Origin of the sequence: Duganella sp. Root1480D1, from assembly GCF_001427305.1 — a bacterium.
In the GTDB taxonomy this organism is placed as follows: domain Bacteria; phylum Pseudomonadota; class Gammaproteobacteria; order Burkholderiales; family Burkholderiaceae_D; genus Rugamonas.
In genome coordinates this window covers 127,034-153,486 of sequence record NZ_LMFZ01000003.1, presented here as the reverse complement: position 1 = coordinate 153,486, position 26,453 = coordinate 127,034, and the positions used below count along the sequence as shown (strand labels likewise).

The 26,453-nt window shown below is 63.7% G+C and carries 23 protein-coding genes; 16 read left to right on the top strand and 7 right to left on the bottom strand.

Features of this window, described 5'->3' with window-relative positions:
• Nucleotides 1–73 precede the first annotated feature (73 nt).
• Nucleotides 74–817 (top strand): ABC transporter substrate-binding protein, encoded by a 744-nt coding sequence (locus ASD58_RS05330; RefSeq protein WP_057260064.1) that lies wholly within the window; start codon nucleotides 74–76, stop codon nucleotides 815–817.
• Nucleotides 814–2,430 carry a sensor histidine kinase gene (locus ASD58_RS05325; RefSeq protein ID WP_057260063.1) on the top strand — a complete coding sequence of 539 codons (1,617 nt, stop codon included), beginning with the start codon at nucleotides 814–816 and terminating at the stop codon, nucleotides 2,428–2,430. Before ASD58_RS05330 ends, ASD58_RS05325 begins: the two co-directional genes overlap by 4 nt.
• Here the strand turns inward: ASD58_RS05325 and ASD58_RS05320 are convergent.
• Nucleotides 2,414–4,720 (bottom strand): FdhF/YdeP family oxidoreductase, encoded by a 2,307-nt coding sequence (locus ASD58_RS05320; RefSeq protein WP_057260062.1) that lies wholly within the window; start codon nucleotides 4,718–4,720, stop codon nucleotides 2,414–2,416. The genes ASD58_RS05325 and ASD58_RS05320 overlap by 17 nt on opposite strands.
• A 263-nt stretch (nucleotides 4,721–4,983) precedes the next feature.
• Here ASD58_RS05320 and ASD58_RS05315 point away from each other — a divergent pair, with 263 nt between their 5' ends.
• On the top strand, nucleotides 4,984–6,663 hold the full coding sequence (locus tag ASD58_RS05315) for a sensor domain-containing diguanylate cyclase (RefSeq protein ID WP_229209901.1): 1,680 nt from the start codon (nucleotides 4,984–4,986) through the stop codon (nucleotides 6,661–6,663).
• On the opposite strand, the gene ASD58_RS05310 is transcribed toward ASD58_RS05315, so the two are convergent.
• The 5 genes from ASD58_RS05310 to ASD58_RS05290 form a co-directional block, all read right to left on the bottom strand.
• On the bottom strand, nucleotides 6,664–7,038 hold the full coding sequence (locus ASD58_RS05310) for a four-helix bundle copper-binding protein (RefSeq protein WP_057260061.1): 375 nt from the start codon (nucleotides 7,036–7,038) through the stop codon (nucleotides 6,664–6,666).
• Complete coding sequence (locus tag ASD58_RS05305; RefSeq protein WP_082565241.1) at nucleotides 7,035–9,023, bottom strand: methyl-accepting chemotaxis protein; 1,989 nt, start codon at nucleotides 9,021–9,023, stop codon at nucleotides 7,035–7,037. Before ASD58_RS05305 ends, ASD58_RS05310 begins: the two co-directional genes overlap by 4 nt.
• A gap of 10 nt (nucleotides 9,024–9,033) precedes the next feature.
• Entirely contained in the window at nucleotides 9,034–9,798 is a 765-nt protein-coding gene (locus ASD58_RS05300; protein WP_057260060.1) for a TorF family putative porin, read from the bottom strand.
• A 75-nt stretch (nucleotides 9,799–9,873) separates the two neighbouring features.
• On the bottom strand, nucleotides 9,874–10,878 hold the full coding sequence (locus tag ASD58_RS05295) for a sensor domain-containing diguanylate cyclase (RefSeq protein ID WP_057260059.1): 1,005 nt from the start codon (nucleotides 10,876–10,878) through the stop codon (nucleotides 9,874–9,876).
• Between the two features lie 20 nt (nucleotides 10,879–10,898).
• Nucleotides 10,899–12,155, bottom strand: a complete 1,257-nt coding sequence (locus ASD58_RS05290; RefSeq protein ID WP_057260058.1) for a PepSY domain-containing protein — start codon at nucleotides 12,153–12,155, stop codon at nucleotides 10,899–10,901.
• A gap of 96 nt (nucleotides 12,156–12,251) precedes the next feature.
• Here ASD58_RS05290 and ASD58_RS05285 point away from each other — a divergent pair, with 96 nt between their 5' ends.
• Entirely contained in the window at nucleotides 12,252–14,378 is a 2,127-nt protein-coding gene (locus tag ASD58_RS05285) for a TonB-dependent receptor (RefSeq protein WP_229209900.1), read from the top strand.
• 175 nt (nucleotides 14,379–14,553) lie between these two features.
• Here ASD58_RS05285 and ASD58_RS05280 read toward each other — a convergent pair whose 3' ends face one another.
• Nucleotides 14,554–16,752 carry a carbohydrate binding family 9 domain-containing protein gene (locus tag ASD58_RS05280; RefSeq protein WP_156401169.1) on the bottom strand — a complete coding sequence of 733 codons (2,199 nt, stop codon included), beginning with the start codon at nucleotides 16,750–16,752 and terminating at the stop codon, nucleotides 14,554–14,556.
• A 144-nt stretch (nucleotides 16,753–16,896) separates the two neighbouring features.
• Between ASD58_RS05280 and ccmA the strand changes: the two genes are divergently transcribed.
• The 12 genes from ccmA (at nucleotide 16,897) to napA (ending at nucleotide 26,452) form a co-directional block, all read left to right on the top strand.
• A complete protein-coding gene (gene ccmA, locus ASD58_RS05275; RefSeq protein WP_229209899.1) occupies nucleotides 16,897–17,517 on the top strand; it encodes a cytochrome c biogenesis heme-transporting ATPase CcmA in 621 nt (206 codons plus the stop codon).
• Nucleotides 17,511–18,179 carry a heme exporter protein CcmB gene (ccmB, locus tag ASD58_RS05270; protein ID WP_057260055.1) on the top strand — a complete coding sequence of 223 codons (669 nt, stop codon included), beginning with the start codon at nucleotides 17,511–17,513 and terminating at the stop codon, nucleotides 18,177–18,179. The genes ccmA and ccmB overlap by 7 nt, the downstream gene beginning before the upstream one ends.
• A gap of 15 nt (nucleotides 18,180–18,194) precedes the next feature.
• Nucleotides 18,195–18,965, top strand: coding sequence for a heme ABC transporter permease CcmC (gene ccmC, locus ASD58_RS05265; protein WP_057260054.1), 771 nt, complete (start codon nucleotides 18,195–18,197; stop codon nucleotides 18,963–18,965).
• On the top strand, nucleotides 18,962–19,135 hold the full coding sequence (gene ccmD / locus ASD58_RS05260) for a heme exporter protein CcmD (protein ID WP_082565249.1): 174 nt from the start codon (nucleotides 18,962–18,964) through the stop codon (nucleotides 19,133–19,135). The genes ccmC and ccmD overlap by 4 nt, the downstream gene beginning before the upstream one ends.
• Complete coding sequence (gene ccmE, locus ASD58_RS05255) at nucleotides 19,132–19,581, top strand: cytochrome c maturation protein CcmE (protein WP_057260052.1); 450 nt, start codon at nucleotides 19,132–19,134, stop codon at nucleotides 19,579–19,581. Before ccmD ends, ccmE begins: the two co-directional genes overlap by 4 nt.
• Entirely contained in the window at nucleotides 19,578–21,551 is a 1,974-nt protein-coding gene (locus tag ASD58_RS05250) for a heme lyase CcmF/NrfE family subunit (RefSeq protein WP_057260051.1), read from the top strand. Before ccmE ends, ASD58_RS05250 begins: the two co-directional genes overlap by 4 nt.
• A complete protein-coding gene (locus tag ASD58_RS05245) occupies nucleotides 21,548–22,075 on the top strand; it encodes a DsbE family thiol:disulfide interchange protein (protein ID WP_057260050.1) in 528 nt (175 codons plus the stop codon). Before ASD58_RS05250 ends, ASD58_RS05245 begins: the two co-directional genes overlap by 4 nt.
• A complete protein-coding gene (locus ASD58_RS05240; RefSeq protein WP_057260049.1) occupies nucleotides 22,068–22,391 on the top strand; it encodes a cytochrome c-type biogenesis protein in 324 nt (107 codons plus the stop codon). Before ASD58_RS05245 ends, ASD58_RS05240 begins: the two co-directional genes overlap by 8 nt.
• A complete protein-coding gene (locus ASD58_RS05235; protein ID WP_057260048.1) occupies nucleotides 22,388–23,455 on the top strand; it encodes a hypothetical protein in 1,068 nt (355 codons plus the stop codon). Before ASD58_RS05240 ends, ASD58_RS05235 begins: the two co-directional genes overlap by 4 nt.
• 71 nt (nucleotides 23,456–23,526) lie before the next feature.
• Nucleotides 23,527–23,688, top strand: coding sequence for a periplasmic nitrate reductase, NapE protein (locus tag ASD58_RS30395; RefSeq protein ID WP_082565240.1), 162 nt, complete (start codon nucleotides 23,527–23,529; stop codon nucleotides 23,686–23,688).
• Nucleotides 23,689–23,690: 2 nt separating this feature from the next.
• The gene (locus tag ASD58_RS05230; protein WP_162252986.1) at nucleotides 23,691–23,960 is read left to right on the top strand and encodes a chaperone NapD; all 270 of its coding nucleotides are present in this window, start codon (nucleotides 23,691–23,693) and stop codon (nucleotides 23,958–23,960) included.
• Nucleotides 23,957–26,452 (top strand): periplasmic nitrate reductase subunit alpha, encoded by a 2,496-nt coding sequence (napA, locus tag ASD58_RS05225; protein WP_057260046.1) that lies wholly within the window; start codon nucleotides 23,957–23,959, stop codon nucleotides 26,450–26,452. The genes ASD58_RS05230 and napA overlap by 4 nt, the downstream gene beginning before the upstream one ends.
• Nucleotide 26,453: the final 1 nt, after the last annotated feature.

The following is a 26,453-nucleotide window of genomic DNA, read 5'->3' as shown; positions in this document are numbered from 1 at the left end:
TAGTTAAACGCTAGCGAACGCAAAGTTTATACTTGCCTCAATGCAGCCCGCTTTCCCTACGGTGTCACTCAACATGTGCCGTGTGCTTCTTTTAACAATTCTTGCGGTACTGCTTACCGTATCGCACGCATGCGCCGGCCCCACGGTGGTCATCGGAGCGGAAGATGATTGGGCGCCATATTCGTCGGCGCCCCAGCAGCATCCCCAGGGTTTTGCCGTCGACGTGGTACGCGAAGCCTTTGCCCTTGCAGGTGTGCGCGCCGAATTCAGGGCCCTTCCCTATTCCCGCTGCATGGCTGAAACGCGTGCCGGCCAATTGACGGCATGCTTTGACGCGGTCCCGAACAGCCTGATCAGGCCCTTTTACCTGTGGCCGCGCATGCCGCTGTTTTCAACCCGCATGAATATTTACGCGCGCTCGGGCTCGCGCCAGCGCGGGCTGCGCACCAAAGACCTGGAGGGGCACACTGTCGGCGTGCAGCGCGACTATGAATACGGCGAGGAATTCGACGTCAATACGCAGATCCGGCGCCGGGTGGTGGACAAGAACGAATACGGCTTCCGCATGCTGATGGCCGATCGCATCGAATACATGGCGGCTGAAGAACGCATCGCCCGCGCCCTGTTCCGCAGCAAGCCCGATGAATTTGCCGGCCGTTTTACGCTGGTGGGGACGGTCGCTACGCCAGACCTGTTCATCGCCTTCAGCAAGTCTGCACCTGACAGCCGCGAGATGCTGGGCAAATTCAACGAGGGTTACGACAAGCTGCTCAATTCGCCGCGCTACAAGCAGATCGAAGACCGGTGGTTCAAATGACCCGCTCGATTGCCGCCCGCCTGCTACGCATCATCTTTGGCTGCTACTTCATCGTCACGGTCGTGGTAACCGTCATCCAGCTCACGGCAGAATACAAACACACCCGCAGCCGCGTCGAAAGCGAGATCGAAGCCATGCAGCACACCTTCGGCCCCGGCATCGCCGACGCCATGTGGCGCTTTAACGATGACATCATGCGCGGCATCCTGGCCGGCATGAAAGAGCTGCCGATCGTGGTCGGCATCAAGGTGGTGGACGACCAGGGCAAGCTGGTCAGGGCCGTCGGCACCGTGCTCGATCAACAGGGCAAGCATATGCACGCCCAGCCCGACGGCCGCCTGACTCCGCCGCTGGGCGACGACGGCTTGTTCGGCCAGATCTTCAGTCGCGAATTCCCCATTACCTACCAGCTCGAAAACGGTACCCCGCAGGAAATCGGCAAATGGACCGTCTATTCCAACCGCCGCATCATCCTCGGCCAGGTCGAATACGGCTTTTTCCTGATCCTGGTGAACTCGGTAATCAAAACCCTGGCGCTGTGGTTCATCTTCGTGCTGGTGGTTCGCCATTGGCTGGGCAAGCCGCTGCAGCAACTGAGCGACTATGTGGGCCACCTGAATATCGACAACCTGGGCAGCAAGCCGCTGGAACTGCAGCATGGCGGCAATACGGAGCTGGATCTGCTGGCCAACAAGATCAACGAAATGCGGGAAAACATCCTGGCCGGGCTGTCGGAACGGGCCGTACTGTATGAAGAACTGGCCGTCCTCAACGAGTCGCTGGAACGGCGCGTCGCCGAACGCACCGAGGCCGCCCGCCATGCTCAGGATGAACTGGCGCGCAGTGAACGCCTGGCAGCACTCGGCTCAATGGTGGCCGGCATTGCACACGAACTCAATACCCCGATCGGCAACAGCCTGGTCGCCGCCAGCACAATGCACGACAAGATCCACGCGCTGGGCCAGCGTTTCGAAGGCGGCTTGCGCCGCTCCGACATGCAGCAATTCCTCGAGGAAGCCGACGGCATAGGCCTGCTCCTGACGCGCAATATCGAACGTTCGGCCAGCCTGGTTTCAAGCTTCAAGCAGGTCGCGGTGGACCGCGCCAGCTCGCAGCGGCGCAGGTTCGACCTGGGCGCCGTCATCCAGGAAAACATGAATACCCTGTCGCCCGTGCTGCGCAAGACGCCCTACGAGGTCACCGTGGACGTGGCAACGCTGGTGGCGATGGACAGCTACCCCGGCCCGCTTGGCCAGGTGCTGGCGGCGCTGGTGAACAACGCCATCACGCACGGCTTCGGCAATCGGGACCATGGCCGCTTGTCGATCACGGTGCCGGTTCCTTCCGGCGACCACGCCGAGATCATCATCAGCGACGATGGCGCCGGCATCGCGTCTGGCCACCTCAACCGGATCTTCGATCCCTTCTTCACCACCCGCATGAGCGAAGGCAGTTCAGGACTGGGCCTGAACATCGTGCACAACATCGTCACCACCATCCTGGGCGGCAAGATCCACGTCGACAGCATGCCGGGCGTGGGCACCACCTTCCGCATCACGATCCCGCTGGATGCGCCGATGCACCACGAAGAACCGATTATTCCGCGGGCTTGAGCAGCACCGGCACTTCCTTGAAAGCCGGCGTGGCCGAGCCGCGCGCCACCAGCGCCGGCGAGATCAATGGCGTCAGTTCAGGGAAATAACCGAACACATCGCCCTCCGGTACGTCGTACTGCACCAGCTGGTAGCCGCTGCACTTGCGGGCGATGCCGTCCGGCGCGGCGGCATGCACGTCGACCAGTTGGCCGTCGCGCAGGCCCAGGCGCGCCATCGTCGCGGCAGCGATGAACAGCACCTTGCGCGTATGGTGCACGCCGCGGTAGCGGTCGACCTCACCGGTGGTGTCGCGATACACCGTGGTGTTGTACTGCCGGTGCGCACGCACGGTGGCCAGGCACAGCACTTCGTCGCCAAAGGCAGCGCGGGCGCGGCCCATGATGCTGTCCTGCGGCAGTGCGATGGCGGTGAATTGCGCCTTGCCGCTGGCCGTCTTCCAGTCGCGGTTGCGGGCACTGTTCGGCAGGTGGAAGCCGCGCGGCTGCGCGATGCGGTCATTGTATTTTTCGAAGCCTGCCACGGCAGTCTTTGCAACCTGTTCGATCAACGCACGCGTCACGCTGTAGTCGCGGCCCATGGCCTGCCAGTCGATGCCTGGCAGCGCGGCGCCTGCGGCCAGCGTATGGCGCGCCAGCTCGGTCACGATATGCGGCTCCGAGCGCAACTTGGCGCTGGCCGGGTCGCCGCGCCCGGTCGACGCGTGCACCATGCTGGCCGTGTCTTCCACGCTGACGAACTGGCGGCCGCCTTCCTGCTCATCGCGTTCGGTGCGGCTCAGGCAAGGCAGCAGCAGGCCGACCCGGCCCGGATGCAGGTGGGTGCGATTCAGCTTGGTGGCGATATGCACGGTCAATTGCAGGCCTTCCATCGCATGCAGCACGCGCGGCGAATCCGGGCCGGCCACGGCGAAGTTGCCGCCCAGGCCAAGGAAGGCATGCACCGAACCATCCATGATGCCCTTGATGGCCGCTACCGCGTCGAGCCCATGTTCGGCCGGCGGCGTGAAACCGAACACGCGTTGCAGCCCTTCCAGCCATTCCTTCTTGGGCCGGTTGGTTACGCCGACGGTGCGGTCGCCCTGCACGTTCGAATGGCCGCGCACCGGCATCAGGCCGGCGCCCGGCTTGCCGACGTTGCCGCGTAAGAGCATCAGGTTGACCAGCATCTGGATGGTCTCGATCGCATACTCGTGCTGGGTCAGGCCCATGCACCAGGTGGCAATGGTGGCCCTGGAAGCGATGTAGATCGCCGCCGCCTGTTCGATCTGCTCGCGCGACAGGCCGCTTTCGTGCTCGACCTGCTGCCACGGCTGCGCCCGCACGGCGGCAGCAAAGTCCTCGAAGCCGCTGGTATGGCGCGCAATGAAGTCGCGGTCCAGCACCTTGCCGCCCGCCTCCTCCGCTTCCAGCACCGCCTTGCACATGCCGGTGATGGCAGCCAGGTCGCCGCCCACGCGCACCTGGAAATACTCGCTGGCGATGCGCGTGCCGCGGCCGGTCAGGGTCTCGACCGGCGATTGCGGATCGGCGAAGCCGCGCAAGCCCGGCTCCAGCATCGGGTTGAAGGCAGCGATGCGGCAGCCCCGCAGCGAAGCCTCGCGCAAGTCGCCCAGCATGCGCGGGTGGTTGGTGGCCGGGTTCTGGCCGAAGACGAAGATCGCCTCGGCGTGCTCGAAATCCTCGCGCGTCACGGTCGACTTGCCCACGCCCAGCGTCGTGCCCAGCGCCATGCCGGACGATTCGTGGCAATAGTTCGACGAGTCGGGCATGTTGTTGGTGCCGAAAGCGCGCGCAAACAACTGGTAAGGGAATGCCGCCTCATTGCTGCTGCGCCCGGAGGCGTAGAACACGGCGCGGCTTGGCGCATCGAGCGCCTGCAGCGCGCCGGCCGCCAGCCTGAAGGCCTCGTCCCACCCGATTTCACGGTAGGTATCACTGGCGGGGTGGTACAGCATGGGTGCGGTCAGGCGGCCGAAACTTTCCAGTTCCCACTCTGCGCGCGTGCGCAACGCTGCCAGCGGATTGGCCGCAAAGAATTCCGGCGTGGCACGGCGCGATGTTGATTCATGTGCAATCGCCCACGCCCCCTGCTCGCAGAAATCGACCGTCTTGTCCTTGGGCGAATCCGGATAGGCGCAGCCCGGGCAATCCACCCCGCCCGGCTGGTTCAACTGCGGCAGCACCTTCAAAGCCGGCAGCAGACTGTTGCTGCGCAAGGCTTTGGCGGTGCCGTGCAGCGAGCCAAGGCCGCCGGCGGGTTTGGTATAGAAGCGAATCGGATGCTGCACAGGGATCTCCGGCCATTCTGTCGAGGCCGCGATGTTAACATATGAAAGTCGGGGTCAGCTCCGGCAATCGGACATTTTGTCCGATTGCCGGAGCTGACCCCGACTTTCAAACTGCTATTGCTGAGTTGCCTCGCGACAACGATGGGCACGCGGCTGTAGCTAGTCGCGCGGCCTTGATTTATACTTCGCCTGCGCCTTACACTCGCGCAACGTTTCCCCCTGGCCAAACCCTCGCCTGGCATTCTCCCTTTCAGGAGATGGTTGTGCGCCAAATTCCCAAACTTCATACCTTCAAGTTCAAGATTACAGCCCTGCTGGTGCTGATGGTCATGTTCGCCACTGCCCTGATTGCCGGCGTCTCCCTGCTGGTGGCCGAGCAGGAAATGCGCAAGGTCATTGCGGCGCAGGAAATGTCCATGCTGTCGAGCGCAGCAGCCTATCTTGACCGCGACATCACTTCCAAACAGCAAGTCTTACGCGTGCTGGCCGAAAGCATGCAGGCCGAGCCGATGGCGCCATCGAAAATCCAGGCCCAGCTCGAACTGCGCGGGGCCTTGCGCGATGAATTCTTCAATGTCACCGCCTATGATCCGGACGGCAAGCTGCTGGCCAACCTGCAGGACCGGCGCATGATCGGCAAGCTCAACAGCAAAAACCGGCAATACTTCCGCGATACCGTCGCGGCCCAGGAAGGCATTGTTTCGGCCCCGTTCCGCAGCGTGCTATCCGGCCGCCCGGTGCTGGCGATCACCCAACCCGTATTCGGCCGCGATGGCCTCATCGACTACATCCTGGTCGGCACCATCGACTTGCAGCGGCCGGCGTTTGCCGGCCAGTTGAACGCCCTGCGCGGCAAGGCCGAGGGCTACCTGTTCATCCTGACCGCCGACGGCACCGTGCTCTACCACCCCGACCAGAATCGCGTGCTGACCCCGGGTGCCGGCCCCGGCACGCTGGGCGCCTCGGTGCTGGCCAGTGCGGATGGCTGGCGCGACGACGCCATTGACGACGGCAAACCGGTGCTACTGGCGCATAAGCGCTTGCAGAAGGCCGACTGGACGCTGGCAGTCTCCTTCCCTGTCCGCGATGCCTTCGCCTCCATGGCCAGCCTGCGCTGGCGCGCCCTGCTTGCCGCTTCGATCGTGGCCCTGGTGGCCGGCCTGGCAATCTGGCTCTTGCTGCGTGCCTTGCTGGCACCGCTGTACCGCTTGTATGGCCAGGTGCGCGCCTTCGGCCGCGGCAATATCGATATCGAACAATTCAACTCGGGCAATCCCGATGAATTCGGCCACCTGAGCCGCGCCTTCTACCAGGTCGCCCGCCAGCAGCAGATGGCCGAACGCAACCTGCAGCGCCTGGCCACCACCGACCCGCTGACTGGCGCCCACAACCGCCGCATGTTCGATGAATTCTTCCCGCAGGCGCTGAAGCGCGCCATTCGCGCCGGCCAGCAGATCGGCCTGGCCGTGCTGGACATCGATTACTTCAAAGGGATCAACGACAACTTCGGCCACCAGGCCGGCGACGCCGTGCTGGTGCAGTTTGCCGACCGCATGCGCAACGCCGTGCGCAGCACAGATACCGTGGCGCGCATCGCCGGCGACGAATTCGTGATCGTGTTCGAACACCTGGAAGCCGGCCACGACATCAACCTGCTGGGCCAGAAGATCGTCGCGGCAATGCAGGAACCGTTCGACATCAACGGCCGCCCCCTGAATGTCACCGCCAGCATCGGCATCGCCCTGACCACCGAACTGCCGGCCGACGTCGACAAGGTGATGCTGGCCGCGGACCAGGCGCTCTACTGCGTCAAAGCGGCCGGCCGCAATGGCTTTGCCGTCAACACGGTCGGCGCCGAACGCATGCTGTCGGTGCGCGAGTTCGCCGCACCGGCCAAAGCCGACAAGGGCGAAAAGAGGAACTGGCCTTCCAGCCGTTTCTGATTAGTGGCGCGGAGGAATTACTGCCGCCCGCACTTGAGATTGCGCCATGCCAGCCATGCTGCGGCACTCGCTGGCGCAGCGGCGGCAGGCGATTGCGCACTCCTTGCAATGTTCATGCGCATGCTGTTCGCACTCATCGGCACAGGCATCGCAAATATCGGCGCAAGCCTCGCACAGGCTTGACGACAGCTTGCTGCCGCGCTGCATCAGGCCGACGCATACGCGGCATACCTGGGCGCAATCGATATCGCTGGCGATGCAATGGGCCAGGCTGGCCACGTCCTGCTCCTGCAGGCAACTGGCTGCGCAGTGGTCGCAGGCGGCAGCGCAATCATTGCAGGCTTCAATACAGCTCTGGTACTGTTGCTGGGTCATGATGGCCTCCTTTCGGAAAGGGCCAGACTAGCACTCACCCTGGTTGGAGCGCGCACAGCTTGCTCCATGCGGAATTCGCCGACCAGTGCCACCAGCGTTGCCGCCTGCTGCTGCAAGCTTTCTGCTGCCGCGGCAGCCTGCTCGACCAGCGCAGCGTTTTGCTGCGTTACCCCGTCCATCTGGCTGATGGCCTGGTTGACCTGGCCAATGCCATTGCTCTGCTCACCACTGGCGGCACTGATTTCGTTGACGATATCGCTCACGCGGCGCACGCTGGCCACCACCTCGTCCATCGTGGTGCCGGCCTGCGCCACCAGCGCACTGCCCGCTTCAACTTCGCCCACCGAGCTGCCGATCAATTCCTTGATCTCTTTGGCCGCCGCTGCGCTGCGCTGCGCAAGATTGCGCACTTCGCTTGCGACCACGGCAAAGCCGCGGCCCTGCTCGCCGGCGCGCGCCGCTTCCACCGCTGCATTCAGGGCCAGGATATTGGTCTGGAAGGCGATGCCGTCGATGACCGAAATGATGTCCACCACCTTGCGCGAGGAATTATTGATCGAGGCCATGGTATCGACCACCTGCGATACCACCTGCCCGCCGCGCGCGGCCACTTCCGACGCCTGCGCCGCAAGCTGGTTGGCCTGGCGCGCATTGTCGGCGTTCTGGCGCACCGTGCTGGTCAATTGCTCCATGGTGGCAGCCGTCTCTTCCAGCGCACTGGCCTGCTGCTCGGTACGCGACGAGAGGTCGGTATTGCCCTGCCGGATTTCGGTGCTGGCGGTGGCCACGCTCTCGGACGATTCGCGCACCCGCGCCAGGACAGAATGGATCTTGCCTACGAACGAATTGAAGCCGCTGCCGATGATCGCCAGTTCATCCTTGCCGCGCACATCCAGCCGCGCGCCCAGGTCCGCATCGCCGCTGGCCAGGCCGCTCATTGCATCGGCCAGCTCGCGCACCGGCCGCATCAGGCGGAACAGCACGGTCACCAGGATCAGTCCCATCGCCACCGCGCACACCAGCGATACCAGCAAGGTGTATTTCATCAGCTCGCGCGCAGGCGCAACCGCCACCGCATGCGGGAAGCTCATTTTCACCGCCCATGGCGCGATATCCGGATGCAGGGTCAATGGCTGCAGCAAGTGCACCATGTCGGTTTTGTCGGTGTACTCGTAAGGCTGGCCGGTGCGGATGGCTTCCAGACCTTCCTTGGGGATATCGCTGGCAGGCTTGCCGATCAAGGCTTCACTGGGACTGCTGGCATACAGGCCGCCGTTGGACACCAGCGAAAGCCGTCCGCCTTCGATCGATTTCAAGCCCTTGAGGATTTCACCGAGGCGCGTCAGCATGAAGTCGGCGCTGGCCGTGCCGCGGAATTCACCGCCAATCATGATCGGCGCCACCAGCGATGCCATCAGCACGTCCTTGCCGTTGACCGGATAGGAATATGGCTCGGTAAAGAACACCTTGCCGGTGCGCTTGGGAATGTCGTACCAGTCGTTGGCGCCCGGTTTCGGATCGAACACGATAGGCTCGACATTGGTGCCGCCGCCGGCAGCCTTGGTGTAATAAGGCATGTAGCGCCCGCTGGCATCGAACTCCGGCTGCTTGTTGGCGTACTCGGCATCCTTGTTGTCCAGTGCATTGGGCTCCCAGGTGACCGCACCGCCGATCAGGTCTTCCGACCCCAGTACCACGGTCTTGGTAATTTCCCCGGTCTGTTCGCGCGACAGCGGCAGGTTGCCGCCGCGCGTGGCGCGCTGCGTCGCACCAAGCTGGATGACCGATGCCAGGTTGCGGCCGATGCGCGATTGCAGCGCCGAGGCCGCCGCTGCAGCCTGGGTACGCGCCAGGTTCATGGCATCGCGTTCGGCCGTGCGGCTGCTTTCAAAGCCGGTCACCGCTGCGGTAATGGCCAGGCTGAGCACCACCAGCGTTGTGGCCGTGACATTGATCTTGGCATTCAGCGAGAGGTTCGACAACATGCGGCGCTCCTCAGAAAGTCTTGGCAACCGTCAGCACAAAGGTGGCCTTTTCCGTATTTGAAAAAGCCAGTTGGCCATTGGCGTCCGCTACCCCGTTGGTGTAGTCGCGATACACATTGGTGGCGCCCCAGCCGCGCGTCACGGCAGCCGCGACCGACCAGCCCCCTTCCAGCGTCTTGGTGACGCCGGCCTTGGCATCGCGCCAGTCCCAGATATCGTTGCCGGCCCCGCCGACCCGCGCGTCGCCGGCATGCAGGTTGAGCGTGTAGCCATTGCCCAGGTCCTGGTTCAGGCCGATGTCGAGGTAGCGCGTGCCGCGTCCGTGCGTGATACCGAAGAAATGCGGGCTGATGGTGTAGTTATATTTGACGTAGGCCGACTTGTAGGTCAGGCCCAGCGACAGCTCGGTATAGTTGAACGTGGTGTCGGTGGCGCTGACTTTGGCGCCGGGGTACAGGTACTCGTAGAGAATCAGACTGTAGCCGATATCGCCCGTGCTGGCCGAGTAGCCCGCGTACAAGTCCCATTCGACTTTTGCATCCTCGACGAACTTGTCGCTGACGTTGGACGCCCAGGTGCCGGCCACCAGGCCGCTGGGATGCACATAGTCGACGCCCAGTTGCAGCGCCGGCTTGTCCCAGGTCTGGCGGATCCCGCGCGAGACGTATTGGCTGGCAAAAGTAACCGTGGTGGTCAGGGATGGCACGGGAGCAGGTGCCTCCTGCGCCATGACAGCGTGCGGCAGCAAGACCGCCAACCATAAGCAGCGTTTCATCACACCCTCGCTTTCTTATTGTTCGGGGAGATGCAAACAATACTATCAGGCTATGCGCGACAACTCCAAACGATACTAAGCTGCAACAGCTTTGCGTGCGTGTTTTACGCGATACATGGCCTGGTCGGCCAGCTCGACCAGCTTGTCCATGTCCTGCCCGTCCTCCGGGCTGATGGCGTAACCGATGCTGGCGCCCAGCCGCAGCGCGCGCCCTTCGAACTCGAACGGTGCGCCGATGGCATTGGTGATGCTGTTGCACTTGTTGCCCACGCCGTCGCGGTCCCTCACGCCGCACAGGATGATGCCGAATTCGTCGCCGCCCAGGCGGGCCGCCAGGTCTTCCTGGCGCAACTCACGCGCAATGCGTTGCGCCACCTGGCAGATGGCTGCATCGCCGGCACGATGGCCCAGGTTGTCGTTGATCGCTTTCAGGCCATCCATGTCGACGTTCACCACCGCCACGCTGCTGGCGGCACGGCTGGCCTGGGCCAGCTGCTGGCGCAGGCGGTCATAGAACAGCGCCCGGTTGGCAAGGCTGGTCAGTGCGTCATGCGTCGCACGGTAATACAGGTCGCTCGATTCGTACTGCACCGCGTGGTAGATGGCGGCGCCAATCAATTCCGACAGCAGGCCAAGGATCTGCGCCTGGTAGGCATCGAAGGCATTCACATGCGGCGCGCCGACTTTCAGCACGCCGACAGTCTCGCCCTCATGGCGCAAAGGCACCACCAGCATCGACCGCAAGCCTACCTTGCGGCAAGCAGCGCGATCCACGCGGGCATCGGTTTCGGCATCGTCGCATTGCAGGATCTTGTCCTGCGCCACGCACAGGCCGGACAGGCTGCCGTCCCGCTTCAGGCGCAGGCCAAGCGCGCCTTCCGCCACCCCGGCAGCGGCGCGGTACACCATTTCGCTGCCTTCAGCCAGTTCCACCACGGCGGCAGTCGCGCCGCACAGGGCACCGGCGCGCTGGCAGACCAGCTGCATCACGCCGCCAAGGTCCAGCCCCTGGCGGGCAATATCAGTTTGAAGATTGATGATCTCCAGCAATACCGCCGGATTCAGGTTCAGTGCATTCATCGTGCCGCAACCACAAAATCTCACACATTTTCACAGCTTTCAGTGTGATGCATTTGTGACCGTTTGGCAATTTTTTTAGCTTCATTGTTGCTAGCTTTTGCAGCAACGGCACGCGCTTTGCGGTGCATCGCGCGGCGGCCCAGCCATAACACCAGGCCGGTAATCATGAAGGCCAGCGGCGCCAGTCCGCTAAAGGACACCAGCACCCTGCCCGCCATCCCGAAAGCCTCGCCGGTATGCAGCGGGAACTGCCAGTTCATGAAGGTGTCGCCGCTAGCAGCGTTCAATGGATCGCGCACGCGCAGCACGGCGCCGCTGAATGCATCCACGCTGACCCGGGTGCTGCCGTCGCCTTCGCGAATTTCGCCGGGCTGGCGCAGGCGGATTTCATACGGCGCCTTGGCCGAGCCGAGCGAGACGCGCGACAGGCGGCCTTGCGGCACGCGTTGCTGGGCGATCTCCATTGCCGCCGCCACGCTGATCGGCTTGCGGCCCCCGGCCGGGCCATTGGCTACTTTGCCATTGTGTTCCAGCGTCGCCACCGCCCCCACCACCGGGCGCACCCAGTCCGGCAGGTTCATCGCCAGGCCAGTGAAGCCCAGCACGGCCAGCACTGGCGTCATGAAGAAGCCCGCCGAGCGGTGGAAGCTGTAATTGAACTGGCGCGAAGTGATGGCGCCGCGCACTGCCAGCGCCTTGCGCATGCTGGCGAGGGTGTGTTTAGGCCACCACAGCGCAAAGCCCAGCAGCGAGGTGATCGTCAGCAGCAAGCCGGCGATGCCGATCACGGTCTTGCCCACCTCGCCGGCAAACATATAACGGTGCAGATGAAACAGCGTCGGCATCAGCAGTTCGCGCGACAGGCCGAATTCGCCGTAGTTGCGTTCGCCCAGGATGTCCAGCGTGTAGCGATCCAGCATGACCTGGCGCGACATATCGGTATCGAACCTGCCCTTGTCCTTGTTCGGCTTGCGGTACCAGGCGACGTACACATCATCGGCCTCATACGGCAGCATCAGCATGCTTGGCTTGCCATAGCCTGGCGCGGCGGCCAGGCGGTCGGCGGCGGCCTGCGCCTGGGCCGGCGAAGGCGCGGCATCGGGCCGGCCGGCAGCTTCGCGCGAATGCAGCAGGCCCGGATTCAGCGCCCCATCGAGCTCATGCGTCCAGGCGATTACCACGCCGGTCAGGCCGGCCACGACAAAAATCGCCCCGAACACCAGGGACACATACAGGTGGATATCGCGCAGCCGCGCACGCAGCAAACCGGTCAGCATTTTTTATATGTCAGCAATAAAGTAATTGAAATTATAAATGAGAATGATTATCATTGCTGTTCTATTTTTTGTATCTTTCTGTTTAGGAGTCACTGTATGACCGCGCTGAATCCCCTCACCCGTGCCGTAGCACTGGCCTGCCTCACCCTGTCCGGGAGCGCAGCACTGGCACAAAGCGCCGAGGAGCCGATGAAGGAAGTGGTCGTAACGGCAACCCGCAACAGCAAGAGCGTCGACAAGATCCCGGGCGCCGTCACCGTGATTTCGCAAAAGGAACTGGAAGCCCAATACCTGCTGGCCGACGATCCTTCCGCCGCGCTGGCCACCTACATCCCCGGCTACGCCCCAAGCCGCCAGAAAATGAGCTCCACCGGCGAATCGCTGCGCGGGCGCAATACCCTGATCCTGCTGGACGGCGTCCCGCAAACCAACCCACTGCGCGGCGGCATGCGTGAAGGCTATGTAGCCGACACCGCCATCATCGAACGCGTGGAAGTGATCAACGGCGCCTCCGCCATGCAGGGCATGGGCGCCACCGGCGGCATCGTCAACTACATCACCAAATCGCCGAAAGCGGAAGGCACCACCCAGTCGGTCAATGTGCGCCTGTCGTCCCAACTGCGGCACGACAGCCTGGACTGGAAGACCGGCTACACCCTGCAGCACAAGTCGGGCGACTTCGACCTGGTCGCATTCGGCAGCATCCAGCAGCGCGGCCTGGGCTACGACGGCAAGGGCCGCCCGCTCGGCATCGAGGCCGTGCAAGGTGACACCATGGATTCCGAAGGCACCGACCTGTTCTTCAAGATCGGCAAGAATTTTGGCGACCAGCGCCTGCAACTGACCATCAACCGCTTCCGCATGGAAGGCGATGGCGACTACAAACCGGTCAATGCCGACTTCACCACCGGCACCCCGACCAGCGCAACGCCGGGCACGCCCCCGGGCGCGCCGCCACGCAACAAGGTGGAAACCAGCAGCCTGGAATACCGCCACAACGACCTGCTGGGCGGCAGTTTCAACGCCCAGGTCTTCAAGCAGGACTTCGCCTCGCTGTATGGCGCAACCAATACGTCCACCTTCCAGGACGTGGCGATTGCACCGAAAGGCACGTTGTACGACCAGTCCGAAGTCGTGGCCGACAAATACGGCGCCAAAATGACCTACGTGCGCCCGAACACCCTGGTCAACGGCCTGGAGTTCACGGCCGGCTTGGACTACCTGCGCGACCGCACCAAACAATGGCTGGCCGGCACCGGCCGTACCTGGGTGCCAACCCTCGACTTCACCTCGCTGGCCCCTTTCACCCAGCTCGAATACGAAATCGGCCCGCTGACCGTGCGTGGCGGCATCCGCCATGAAGACGCCAAGCTGAATGTCGGCACCTACACAACCCTGGCCGCCTACGGCAATCGCCTGGTGCAAGGCGGCGAACGCTCCTTCACCAAGAACGTGAAGAACATCGGCGCCGTGTGGCGCTTCAACCAGAACTGGTCGGCTTTCGTCTCCAGCGCTGAAGGCTTTGGCCTGCCGGACGTTGGCCTGGTGCTGCGCGCCGTGAACAAGGCCGGCCAATCGGTCGACCAACTGTTCGACATGGAACCGGTCATCACGCGCAACAACGAGATCGGGGTGAACTGGCGCGGCGCCAAGGGCAGCCTGGGCGCCTCGTTCTACGATTCGCGTTCCAAGCTGGGCACCGCGCTGCGCGTCAATTCCGCCGGCATTGGCCAGTTGGACCGGGTGCCGACCACCGTGCGCGGCTGGGAAATTTCCGGTGAACTGCGCGCCACGAAAACGCTGTCGGCCTTCGGCTCGTTCGCCCGCACCATGGGCAAGACCGCCACTGCTGCCGGGGCGCCGATGGACGTCGAACTGGGCGCCCGCTCGCAAGGCCCGGGCAAGCTGGTGGCCGGCACCAACTGGCAACTCATGCCGAAAGCGACCGTGCGCCTGCAGGCGACCACCCTGTTCGACCGCGATATCAATATCGGCCGCACCGTTGGCACCACCAACCTGGAAGAGCACTTCAACGGCTACACCCTGGTGGACCTGGCCGGCAGCTACGACACGCCATGGGGCAAGCTGGGCGTGGGTATCGAAAACGTGGCCGACCGCCAATACATCGGCTACTACCCGCAATCGGTCAGCTACAAAGACCCGGTCTCGCACTTCGCCGGCCGCGGCCGCACCCTCTCGGTCAGCCTGACCCGCAGCTTCTAAAGTCGTAAAGTCGGGGTCAGGTCTGTCATTTGGACACGCAGGCCTGACCTTTGATCTTTCTCAATACGCGCGAAAATGCCACACTGCCCAATTGCGCCCTCCGCAAGAAACGTCGGGCTTTGATCTGGCGCAAAAGTGCGGCATCGATGTCCGAATGACAGACCTGACCCCGAATTTAGATTCCCCACTGGACCTTGAGCGTCACGCCCTTGCTGGAGCCCGGCAAGGCGCCGTTGGCGTCCGTGGTGGCGCCGAGGGAGACGATGCGGTCGTGGCGCGTGGTGCGCTTGTATAGCAGCGAGCGATGGCGGTATCGCTCGCTCCATGGCTCCAGCATTTGCGGCGGCAAGTCTTGCCGTTCCGATGAAGTGTTCTGCACGATCATGCGCAGCGCGTCGCGTGGCGTAGCGTGCAATGTGCCGACCCAGCGCCAACCGGTGTCGCTGAAATCCTGCAGCTTGCGGTGCTTGACCCAGGAGCGGTTCCAGCGGTGGTCCGACTCCAGGCTCCATCCGCCGGCAAGCGGGAAGCGCAGGTTCGCTTCCAGCTCCAGGTTGCCGCCCTTGCCTGCCTGGTCTGCTTCGACGTCGAACTGGCGGCCCAACGTCAGTTCGCCTTTCAGCTTCACGAACCAGGAAGATGGCGTGCTTTCAATGCCCATGTGCGCCGCCGGCGTCTTGTGCAGCCTGGCGCCGGTGCGCCCGCGCTGTCGGTCGAAGCCAAGGTCCGCCCAGAAGCGGGTCTGGCGGCCGGCGTAGAACCAGATGCCGGGCCGGATCCAGCGCTGCACGGTTTCGTGCGCCAGCGTGCGGATTTCGTGCAGGCCGAGGTGCAGTTCGGTTTCGTAGGCTTCGAACAGCGCCAGCTTGCGCGCGCCGGTGCGGCGGTTGATTTCAACGTCGCCCTTGACGATGCCTGCCTGCGGCACGAAACCGTTATCGTTGGCGAACCTGCCGCCGATCACCTCAAGCTGCGCGATATTCAGCCAGTCGTCGGAGCTGTAATTCAACCTGCCGTAGCCATAGGCGCTGTCGCGCGCTTCGCTGGCCAGGGCACGGCCTTCGCGATCGAATTGGGCGGTGGTGCGTGAGGCCATGGCGGCCCACGCAAGCTGGATGTGGCCATCGCCATTGGCCGGGGCACGCCACTGTCCGTCCGTCCCAAGCACGGTATTGCGGGCGCCGTCGCCATAATCGCGGTCGGACAGGAATACTCCGCTCACCGCTTGTTCGCCATGGCGCCGGGATCGCAGCAGCGTCACCTTGCTGTTGCCGGCGCTGGCATGTTCCTGCGTTTCATACGGGCTGCCGCGCATGACGATGCCGCCGGCGCGGTCGTCCAGCGCCAAGGCGGTTGCATCGGCATCGGCGCCGCGCCAGGTGGCGCGCACGCCCCAGCGCGGATCGGCTACAGTGCGTGAGTAGAAGGCCGGCAGGCGCATGCCCAGCACATCTGCACTTTCAAGAAAGAAGCCACGTTTCTCCGGCAGGCTCAGGGCAATGCGGCTGGTGCCGTTGCTGGTGGGGGCGTCGATCTCCACTTGCGAGAAGTCGGGATTCAGCGTGGCGTTGAAAACCCAGTCGGCACGCGGGCGGGCGCTGATGTCCAGGCCAAGGCTGGTCTCATTGCTGCGCTGGCCGTAGCCGCGATTGAAGCGCTGCGTGAGTTCGGGACGCAATTCCAGGAAGGCTTTGTCCTGCACCGCCGGCAGCACTTGCGCCATGCCTTCGATCTCCTCCATCTCCGCGATGAAGTGCAGCGACTCTTTTTTCAGCGGAACGCTTAGCAACAGCATATTGTCTTCGTGCGGCACGCTGCGCTCTACCATCAGGCGCCACGGCTTGCCTTCGCCATACGGAAAGCGCAGGCTCGATAACGGCCAGCGCACTTCCATCGTGTAGCCATCGTCCAGCAGGTGGACTGCACTCTCCACCGGGTAGTCAGGTCCCAGGTCTTCTTCGTCTTCGTCGGCGCGATAGATGCCGTCGCTCATGACGCCCGCCACATTGATCCGCACGAATTGCGCCGAGCGGCCATGGCCACTCGGATCAATCCAGATGCCGATGAAATCCTGGTCGCGGTCCACCTTGTCGCGCCGCGCCAGGGTGCCGTTCAGGGTCTTCGGGCCGCCATTCCAGGCACGGATGCCGAACACCAGGGCGTCCTGGTCCACCAGCACGCGTACCGTGGTGCGCAAATGTTCCGGCGCGTCGCGTCCATCTTCCGGCTGGAACTGGTAGAAGCGCGTGTTGACGGGCGCGTGTTCCCAGGCCGCCTCATCGAGGCGGCCGTCAAGCTGCAGCGCAAGCGCTTGCGGCGCCACATGCGCAGCGATGCTGCGGCGTTTCGGCTCCTCGCTTTCGGCGGCAAACAATGGGATGGATACAGCAAACTGGGAAAAAACCAGGACGCGTAAAAAATTTCGGGCATACATGATCTAGATTATAGATTTGCCAATTTGGCCCTGGCAAGCGAACATACGGGTGATAGGATGATGGCCACTTCGATGAGGGGATTCATGGGATTGACCTGTCAACAGCTCACTTGCCGGCGCGGCCGCAGCACCTTGTTCGCGGGCGTCAGCTTTGCGCTGCAAGCCGGCGAAGCGCTCTGGGTGCAGGGCCGCAACGGCAGCGGCAAGACCACCCTTCTGCGTTCGCTTTGCGGGCTCGCGCTGCCGGACCGCGGCACCGTGCATTGGCAAGGCAAGCCTATCCTCGCCACACGCGCCCAGTTCCATTCGCAACTGCTCCACATTGGCCATGCAGACGGCTTGAAGCCTGACTTGCTGGCGTGGGAAAACCTGGCGCTGGGCGGTTTGCCCGGTGAACGATGCAGCCGTGATCAAGCCTTGCAGGCGCTGGAAGAAATCGGGCTGAAGGCGGAAGCCGGGCGCCCGGTGCGCCTGCTGTCGCAGGGCCAGCGCAAGCGAGTGGCCCTGGCCCGCTTGCTGCTGCCGCCTTCCCGCCCCTTATGGATACTCGATGAACCGCTGGCAGCGCTGGACCAGGCTGCGGCCGCCCAGGTCGGACAGATCCTGCAGGCGCATTGCGCGCGCGGGGGCATGCTGGTGCTGACCACACACCAGGACCCTGCGCTGCCGGGCGCGCGCCACTTGCAACTGGGAGCCCCATGCTGAAAGCGGCCCGCCAATTGATGCAGCGCGACCTGTTGCTGGCCTTGCGACGGCGCAGCGACGCCTTGATGCCGTTGGCTTTCTTCCTTGTCACGACCACGCTGTTTCCGCTGGCGATCGGGCCTGACACCAAATTGCTGCGCAGCGTTGCACCCGGCATTGTGTGGGTGGCGGCCTTGCTGGCATCGCTGCTTGGCCTGCAACGCCTGTTCGCCGACGACCATGCCGATGGCTCGCTGGAGCAACTCCTGCTGTCGCCGCAGCCGCTGGAAATACTGGTGCTGGCAAAGGTGCTGGCGCACTGGCTGACCGCCGGCCTGCCCCTGCTGGTACTGGCGCCGCTGGTCGCACTGCAGTACGGCCTCGATGCCGAAGCGATGGGCGTGCTGTGGTTTGGCCTGCTGCTTGGCACCCCGGTCCTGAGCCTCCTGGGCAGCATCGGCGCTGGCCTGGCGTTGGGAGCACGGGGAGGCAGCGTACTTATTGCACTGATATTGATGCCCCTGTATATTCCCTTATTAATTCTTGGTAGTTCCGCCGTTGTAGCCGCCAGTGATGGTACCGGCAGTGCGCCCCACCTGATGTTGCTGGGAGCCCTGTTGGCCGGGTCGCTGGCTGCTTCGCCATGGGCTACAGCTGCAGCGCTGCGGATTGCACACGAGTAGGACGGAGTTGAGCTTATGGATCAACCGTATTATTCCACCGCAAACGGCGCACGGCGCCGGCTCACGGTATTCACTTTTGCCTCCCCCCGCAATTTCTATTATTTAGCCGGCCGCCTGATCCCGTGGTTCACCGCGCTCGGCGTGCTCACGGGGCTGGCCGGCCTGGCGATCGGCCTGCTGTTCGCGCCAACCGACTTCCAGCAAGGCGACGCTTACCGCATCATCTTCGTCCACGTGCCTGCGGCATGGATGTCGATGCTGATCTACATGGCGATGGCGGGATGGGCCGGCTTTGGGCTGGCCTACCACACCGGGGTTTCTTCCATCATGGCCAGCGCGCTGGCGCCCACCGGCGCCCTGTTCACCTTCCTCGCGCTGTGGACTGGCGCCTTGTGGGGCAAGCCGACCTGGGGCGCCTGGTGGGTGTGGGATGCGCGCCTGACGTCGGAACTGATCCTGCTGTTCCTCTACCTGGGCTACATGGGCCTGCACGCTTCCATTGCCGACCCGCGCCGCGCCGACCGCGCCGCTGCGGTACTGGCCCTGGTGGGCGCGGTGAACATCCCGATCATCTATTTCTCGGTTTATTGGTGGAACACCCTGCACCAGGGGCCGTCCGTCACCTTAGGCAACGCTCCTCGCATGGCGCCTGCCATGCTGGCTGCAATGCTGTTGATGGTGGCAGCGTTCTGGTGTTACGGGATTGCAGTCGCGCTGCGCCGCGCACGCTGCATCGTGCTGGAAAGGCACGGCAGCGCCGCATGGCTGCGCCGGAGGACGAAATGAATTGGCATAGTTTGCAGGATTTCCTTGCCATGGGTGGTTACGCTTCCTATGTGTGGGGCTCGTTTGGTGCGGTTTTCGGGCTGATGATGCTCGAGGTGCGGCTGCTTGGACAGCACGAACGCCAGGCGCAAGCCAGCGTCGACAATCACGACGACGAAGGTGCAGCATGAAGCCGCGCCATCAACGCCTTGCCCTGATCGGCGCCAGCCTGGCTGCATGCGGCATCGCAGCGACATTGGTACTGTCAGCTTTCCGCGACAACCTGGTGTTCTTCTTCACTCCCTCGCAAGTGGTAGCCGGGGCAGCGCCGCGCAACGGCATCTTCCGCATTGGCGGCCTGGTGGAACAAGGCAGCGTGCGGCGTCTGAACGACGGCCTGACCGTCAGCTTCGTCATCACCGACAATGTGCAGAAAGTGCCGGTGCATTACCAGGGCACCTTGCCCGACCTGTTCAAGGAAGGCAAAGGCGCCGTGGCGCAAGGCCGACTGGGCCAGGGCGCACTGTTCCTGGCGCAGGAAGTGCTGGCCAAGCACGATGAAAACTATATGCCGAAGGAAGCGGCCCATGCGCTGGAACAAGGACGCGCGCCGGCTTCCCTGAAAGGCTTGCCATGATTGCGGAAGCAGGCAATTTCGCGCTGGTGCTGGCCTTGCTGCTGGCCGCAGTCCAGGGCTTCATGCCGCTGGCCGGTGCACTGCGCAGCGACGTGCGCTGGATGGCGCTGGCGCGGCCAGCGGCGGCGGGACAATTCATTTTCAGCTCGATCGCTTTCGGCTGCCTGTTCTATGCACTGTACGCCAACGATTTTTCGCTGCGCTATGTGGCGCAGCATTCCAATTCCCTGCTGCCGTGGCAATACCGCCTGAGCGCTGCCTGGGGCGGTCATGAGGGTTCGCTGCTGCTGTGGACCTGGCTTCTGTCGGCATGGACCTTTGCCGCTGCCAGCCTGTCGCAGCAACTGCCGCGCGAGATGCAGGCGCGCCTGGTCGGGGTGCTTGGCCTGGTGGCGGTCGGCTTCCTGCTGTTCCTGATCCTGACTTCCAATCCATTCCTGCGCATGCTGCCCGCGGCGCCGGACGGCAACGACCTGAATCCACTGCTGCAGGATGCCGGCATGATCGCGCACCCGCCCTTGCTGTACATGGGCTACGTCGGTTTTTCGGTGACCTTTGCTTTCGCCATTGCTGCCCTGCTGGGCGGCCGGCTTGATGCCTCGTGGGCGCGCTGGTCGCGGCCATGGGCGCTGGCTGCGTGGAGCTTCCTGACGCTTGGCATCGCGATGGGCAGCTTCTGGGCCTATTACGAGTTGGGCTGGGGCGGCTGGTGGTTCTGGGATGCGGTGGAAAATGCTTCCTTCATGCCTTGGCTGGTCGGCACGGCGCTGCTGCATTCGCTGATAGTGACGGAAAAGCGCGGCATTTTCCGAAGCTGGACGGCCCTGCTGGCGATCCTGGCGTTCTCGCTGTCGCTGCTGGGCACCTTCCTGGTGCGCTCGGGTGTGCTGACCTCCGTGCACGCCTTTGCCACCGATCCGCGCCGCGGCGCTTTTATCCTGGCCTACCTGGCGGTGGTGGTCGGCGGCTCGCTGCTGCTGTACGCGTGGCGCGCGCCGCGCCTGCGCCAGCGTACCGTGTTCTCGCCGCTGTCGCGCGAGTCGCTGCTGCTGTTGCAGAACGTGGTGATGCTGGCCGCGACGGGCACAGTGCTGCTTGGCACGCTATACCCGCTGGTGCTGGATGCGCTTGGCGCGGGCAAGATCTCCGTTGGCCCGCCCTACTTTGAAAAAGTCTTTGTGCCGATGATGCTGCCGGTACTGTTGCTGGTCGCTGCCGGCCCGTTCGCGGGCTGGCGCAATGGCACGCTGGCCCAGTTGGTACGCCGTCTGCGCTGGCCTGCTTCCATTGCGCTTGGCTTGGGCATCGGCGCGGCGCTGCTGATGCACGGGTCTGCAATGTCTTCGCTCGGCCTCTTGCTGGCGGCCTGGATCCTGCTCGGCAGCGGCTGGCAACTGTTGCAGCAGCGCGGCAAGCTGGCACGCCAGCCGCGTTCATGGTGGGGCATGCTCGCGGCACACGCCGGCCTGGGCGTGTTCGTGATCGGCGTCACCATGGTCAAGGGGCACGAACTGGTTCAGGACATAGTGCTGGCGCCAGGACAAAAAGCGTCGCTTGGCCAATACAGCTTCACCTTGCAGAAACTGGAAGATACGCGCGGCCCGAACTACACGGCGCTGCGCGCCAGCGTAAGCGTTGCGCGCGAGGGCCAGACCCTGGCGCTTCTTTATCCGGAGCAGCGCCGCTATACGGTGGCGCAGGACACCATGACCGAAGCCGCGATCGATCGTGGCCTGCTGCGCGACCTGTACGTGTCGCTCGGCGATTCGACCGGCGACGGCCGCTGGCTGCTGCGCGTCCAGCTCAAGCCTTTTGTCGGCTGGATCTGGGGCGGATGTGTGCTGTTTGCCATCGGCGGCCTGCTGGCAGCATCCGACCGCCGCTATCGCGCAACGCGTGAAGCCGTGCCGGCGGCCGCAGCGGCGGTGCCCGCGCTGGCCGTTGCCTCCCTGCTGCAGGAACCCCAATGAAACGCTTCATCCTTCCAGTTGCGCTATTCGCGGTATTGCTTGCGTTCCTGGGCGTCGGTTTGCAGCGCAATCCGCGCGAACTGCCATCGCCCCTGATCGGCAAACCGGTGCCGCAATTCTCTGCCCAGCTGCTGGACAATCCCGCCGACACGGTGTCGCCGGCCAGGATGCAGGGCCGCGTGTGGATACTGAACGTCTGGGCTTCCTGGTGCGAAGGCTGCCGCATCGAGCATAAGGACTTGTTGGACCTGTCGCGCGCCGTCGACGCGCCAGTCATTGGCTTGAATTACAAGGACCAGCGCGACGATGCCCTGCGCTGGCTGCAAAACAACGGCAACCCGTATCGCCAGATCGCGTTCGACCATGACGGCCGCATCGGCATTGATTTCGGCGTCTACGGCGTGCCTGAGACTTTTGTCATCGACCGCCACGGCATCATCCGCATGAAGCATATCGGCCCGCTGTCCGCGCCTGAAGCTCGCGAGCGCGTTGCCCGCATGGTGAAGGAGCTGGCCAATGGCTGACGTCACAAGAGCTACTTCGCTGGACGCACGCACCATGGCACTCGCCGGCGAGCTGCGCTGCCTGGTATGCCAGAACCAGAGCCTGGCCGACTCGCATGCGCCATTGGCGCTCGACCTGCGCCAGCAGATCCACCAGCAATTGTCCCAGGGCCGCAGCGAACAGCAGGTGGTGGACTTCATGGTGCAGCGCTATGGCGACTTCGTTCTATATGAGCCGCCGCTGAACGCCAGCACCGCCCTGCTCTGGTTCGGGCCCCTGCTGCTGCTCGCGGCCGGTGTCCTGGCGCTGCGCGGATTCTGGAAGGTCAAGCAATGAATTTGTTCATCGCCATTATCGGCATCATGTCCGCCCTCGCCCTTGCCTGCGTTGTGCCGCCGCTGCTGCGCCGCACGCCCAGCCCAGGCCATGCGGCACCAGCAGGCGGGCTGCCGCAGACGCGGCTTGCTTTGCTGCTTACCGTGCTGCTGCCCGCAGCGGCCGTCGCGCTTTACATGCAGGTCGGCCGGCCGGACGCGCTGGCCATGCCACCGGAACTGCTGGCCGCAGCAGCCACGCCCACCGACCACGGGCCGTCGGAAGAAGACATTCCCGCCATGGTTGAACGCCTGGCCGAACGCCTGCGCAGGCAACCCGACGATGTCGAAGGCTGGCATATGCTGGCGCGCTCGTACAGCGCCATGAACCGCTATGCCGATGCGGCCAAGGCCTACGGCCACCTGGCAACGCTTTTGCCGCAGGACGCGGGCGTGCTGGCCGACTACGCCGATGCCCTGGCCACCGCCCAGGACGGTGCCTTGGCGGGCGAGCCGGAACGCCTGGTCGAACGCGCCCTGGCCATCGATCCGCAACAAGCGAAAGCGCTTGCCCTGTCAGGCAGCGCTGCCTTTGCCCGCGGCGACTTTGCCCGCGCTGAGAAACAATGGCACGCCGTGCTGCCGCTGGTTCCCGCAGATTCTGAATTTGCCCGCTCGACGCAAGCGGGCATCGCCGAAGCACGGGCGCGCCAGGGTATCCCGGCCACTGCGCCATCCGCGCGCCTGTCCGGCACCATCCGTCTTGCGCCCGGCAGCGCGGCGCCGGCGCCCGGCCAGACGCTGTTCATCTATGCCCGTGCCGCCAACGGATCTCCGATGCCACTGGCCGCCATCAAACGGGAGGTTGGCGCTTTGCCGCTGCAGTTTGCGCTGGACGACAGCAACGCACTGGCAGCCGGCACGCAGCTGTCCGACGCGGGGCAATTGATTGTAGGCGCACGCATCTCGACGAACGGCAGCGCCACCGCGCAAGCGGGAGACCTGGAAGGACAGACCGGACCGGTTGCTGCCGGCGCCGGCGGGTTGGTGATTGAACTCGCCTCGCGGCGCCGGGAAGGCAAATAGTTTTGTGTCAGGCAAAGCGCTTAACCTGCGCTAATTTTATGAAGCACCTTTCTCCGTAAAATGGTGAACAAATGGAAAACAAAGAACCAGTCGCCAGCAAGGCGCAAGAATTGAAGGTCTTCCTGTTCATGACGGTGCTCCTTGCCCCGGTCCTCGCGGTTGCAACGGTAGGCGGCTATGGATTCATCGTCTGGATGTACCAGTTGCTCACCGGTCGCCTGCCAGGTGCATGATCATGGCCGCCGAAATCCACATCGCCGGCATCATCGTCCACGTCACTCCCGCACAAGTTGCGCAGGTTCGTGCCCAGCTAGCCATCCTTCCCCGCTGCATCGTGCATGCCGCTGAAGCGGACGGTCGACTGATCGTCACGCTCGAAGCGGAAAGCGCGCCCCGCACACTCGACGCGATGGACGCCATCCGGGCCCTGCCCGGCGTCCTCAATGTCGCCCTGGTTTACCAGCATGCCGAACCCGCCAACTCAATGGACGAGGAACTACAATGAAACAAACTCGCCGTGATTTCATCACACAGACTGCCGCAATGACGGCAGCCGCCACCGCCGGCATCCAGTTGCCTGCCGCCGCCTCCAACGTCGTCACCGACGCCACCAAGACCCAGCTCAAATGGAGCAAGGCTCCGTGCCGCTTCTGCGGCGTGGGCTGCGGCGTCAACGTCGGCGTCAAGGACGGGCGCGTGGTGGCAACGCATGGCGACATCAACGCCGAAGTCAATCGCGGCGTCAACTGCGTCAAGGGCTACTTCCTGTCGAAGATCATGTACGGCGCCGACCGCCTGACCACGCCCCTGATGCGCATGAAGAACGGCAAATATGCCAAGGATGGCGAATTCCAGCCAGTGTCGTGGAATGCAGCCTTCGATGAAATGGCCAGGCAGTTCAAGAAAGTGCTGAACGAAAAAGGCCCGAACGCGGTCGGCATGTTCGGCTCCGGCCAATGGACCATCTGGGAAGGCTACGCAGCCTCCAAGCTGATGAAGGCAGGCTTCCGCACCAACAACCTCGACCCGAATGCACGCCACTGCATGGCTTCCGCCGTAGCAGGTTTCATGCGCACTTTCGGCATGGACGAGCCGATGGGCTGCTACGACGATATTGAGGTGGCCGATGCCTTCGTGCTGTGGGGCTCCAATATGGCGGAGATGCACCCGATCCTGTGGACCCGCATCACCGACCGCCGTCTGTCGAACCCGAACGTGAAAGTGGCCGTGCTGTCGACCTACGAGCACCGCAGCTTCGAGCTGGCCGACCAGCCTATCATTTTCACACCGCAGACCGACCTGGCGATCCTGAACTACATCGCCAACTACATCATCAAGAACAACCGCGTGAACAAGGATTTCGTCAACAAGCACACGCGCTTCGTGATGGGCAACAAGGACATTGGCTACGGCCTGCGCCCCGAACATCCGCTGCAAAAGGCCGCCGCCAATGCCGGCGATGTCGGCGGCGGCAAGCCAAGCACGTTCGAAGAATTCGCGAAGTTCGTCAGCGCCTACGACGTGGAATCCGTATCGAAGCTGAGCGGCGTACCGCGCGACCGCCTGGAGCGCCTGGCGGAGCTGTATGCCGATCCCAAGACCAAGGTGACCTCCTTCTTCACCATGGGCTTCAACCAGCATACGCGCGGCACCTGGTGCAGCAACCTGCTGTACAACATCCACCTGTTGACGGGCAAGATCTCCTCGCCAGGCAATAGCCCCTTCTCGCTGACCGGCCAGCCTTCCGCCTGCGGCACCGCACGCGAAGTCGGCACTTTCTCGCACCGCCTTCCGGCCGATATGCTGGTGGCCAATCCCAAGCACCGCGAGATCGCGGAGAAAATCTGGAAGCTGCCGCCGGAGACCATTCCTGACAAGCCTGGCTTCCACGCGGTCCTGCAAAGCCGCATGCTCAAGGACGGCAAGCTGAATGCTTATTGGGTCATGTGCAACAACAATATGCAGGCCGGCCCGAACGTGATGGGCGAGATCCTGCCCGGCTGGCGCAACCCGGACGCCTTCGTCGTGGTTTCCGATCCCTATCCTACCGCCAGCACCACCGCGGCCGACGTGATCCTGCCGACCGCCATGTGGGTGGAAAAGGAAGGCGCTTACGGCAACGCGGAACGCCGCACGCAGTTCTGGCACCAATTGGTGAGCGCGCCGGGCGATGCACGTTCCGATCTGTGGCAGCTCATGGAATTCTCCAAGCGCTTCAAGATGGAAGAAGTGTGGCCGGCCCCGCTGCTGGCTGCCATGCCGGCCTACAAGGGCAAGACGCTGTTCGATGTCCTGTACCGCAACGGCCAGGTCGACAAGTTCCCTGTCTCGCAGGTCGAAGCGGGTTACCAGAACGATGAAGCCAAGGCTTTCGGCTTCTACCCGCAAAAAGGCCTGTTCGAGGAATATGCGAGCTTCGGCCGCGGCCACGGCCACGACCTGGCGCCATTCGACATGTACCACGAAGCGCGCGGCCTGCGCTGGCCCGTGGTGGATGGCAAGGAAACCCGCTGGCGCTACCGTGAAGGCCTGGATCCCTACGTCAAGAAAGGCGAAGACGTGCGCTTCTACGGCCATCCGGATGGCAAGGCGGTGATCTTTGCGCTGCCTTACGAAAAACCGGCCGAGTCGCCGGACAAGGAATACCCGTTCTGGCTGTCCACCGGCCGCATGCTGGAGCACTGGCACACCGGTACCATGACGCGCCGCGTGCCCGAGTTGTACCGCGCCGTGCCGAATGCGGTCTGCTTCATGCATCCGGAAGACGCCAAGGAGCTAGGCGCGCGGCGCGGCGACCTGATCGAGGTCAAGTCGCGGCGCGGCCTGATCCAGACCCGCGTTGAGACGCGCGGCCGTAACCGGCCGCCGCGCGGACTGGTCTTCATTCCGTTCTTTGACGCCAGCCAGCTTGTGAACAAGGTGACGCTGGACGCTACCTGCCCAATCTCTTTGCAGACTGACTTCAAGAAGTGCGCTGTCAGCATCCGCAAGGTCTAGG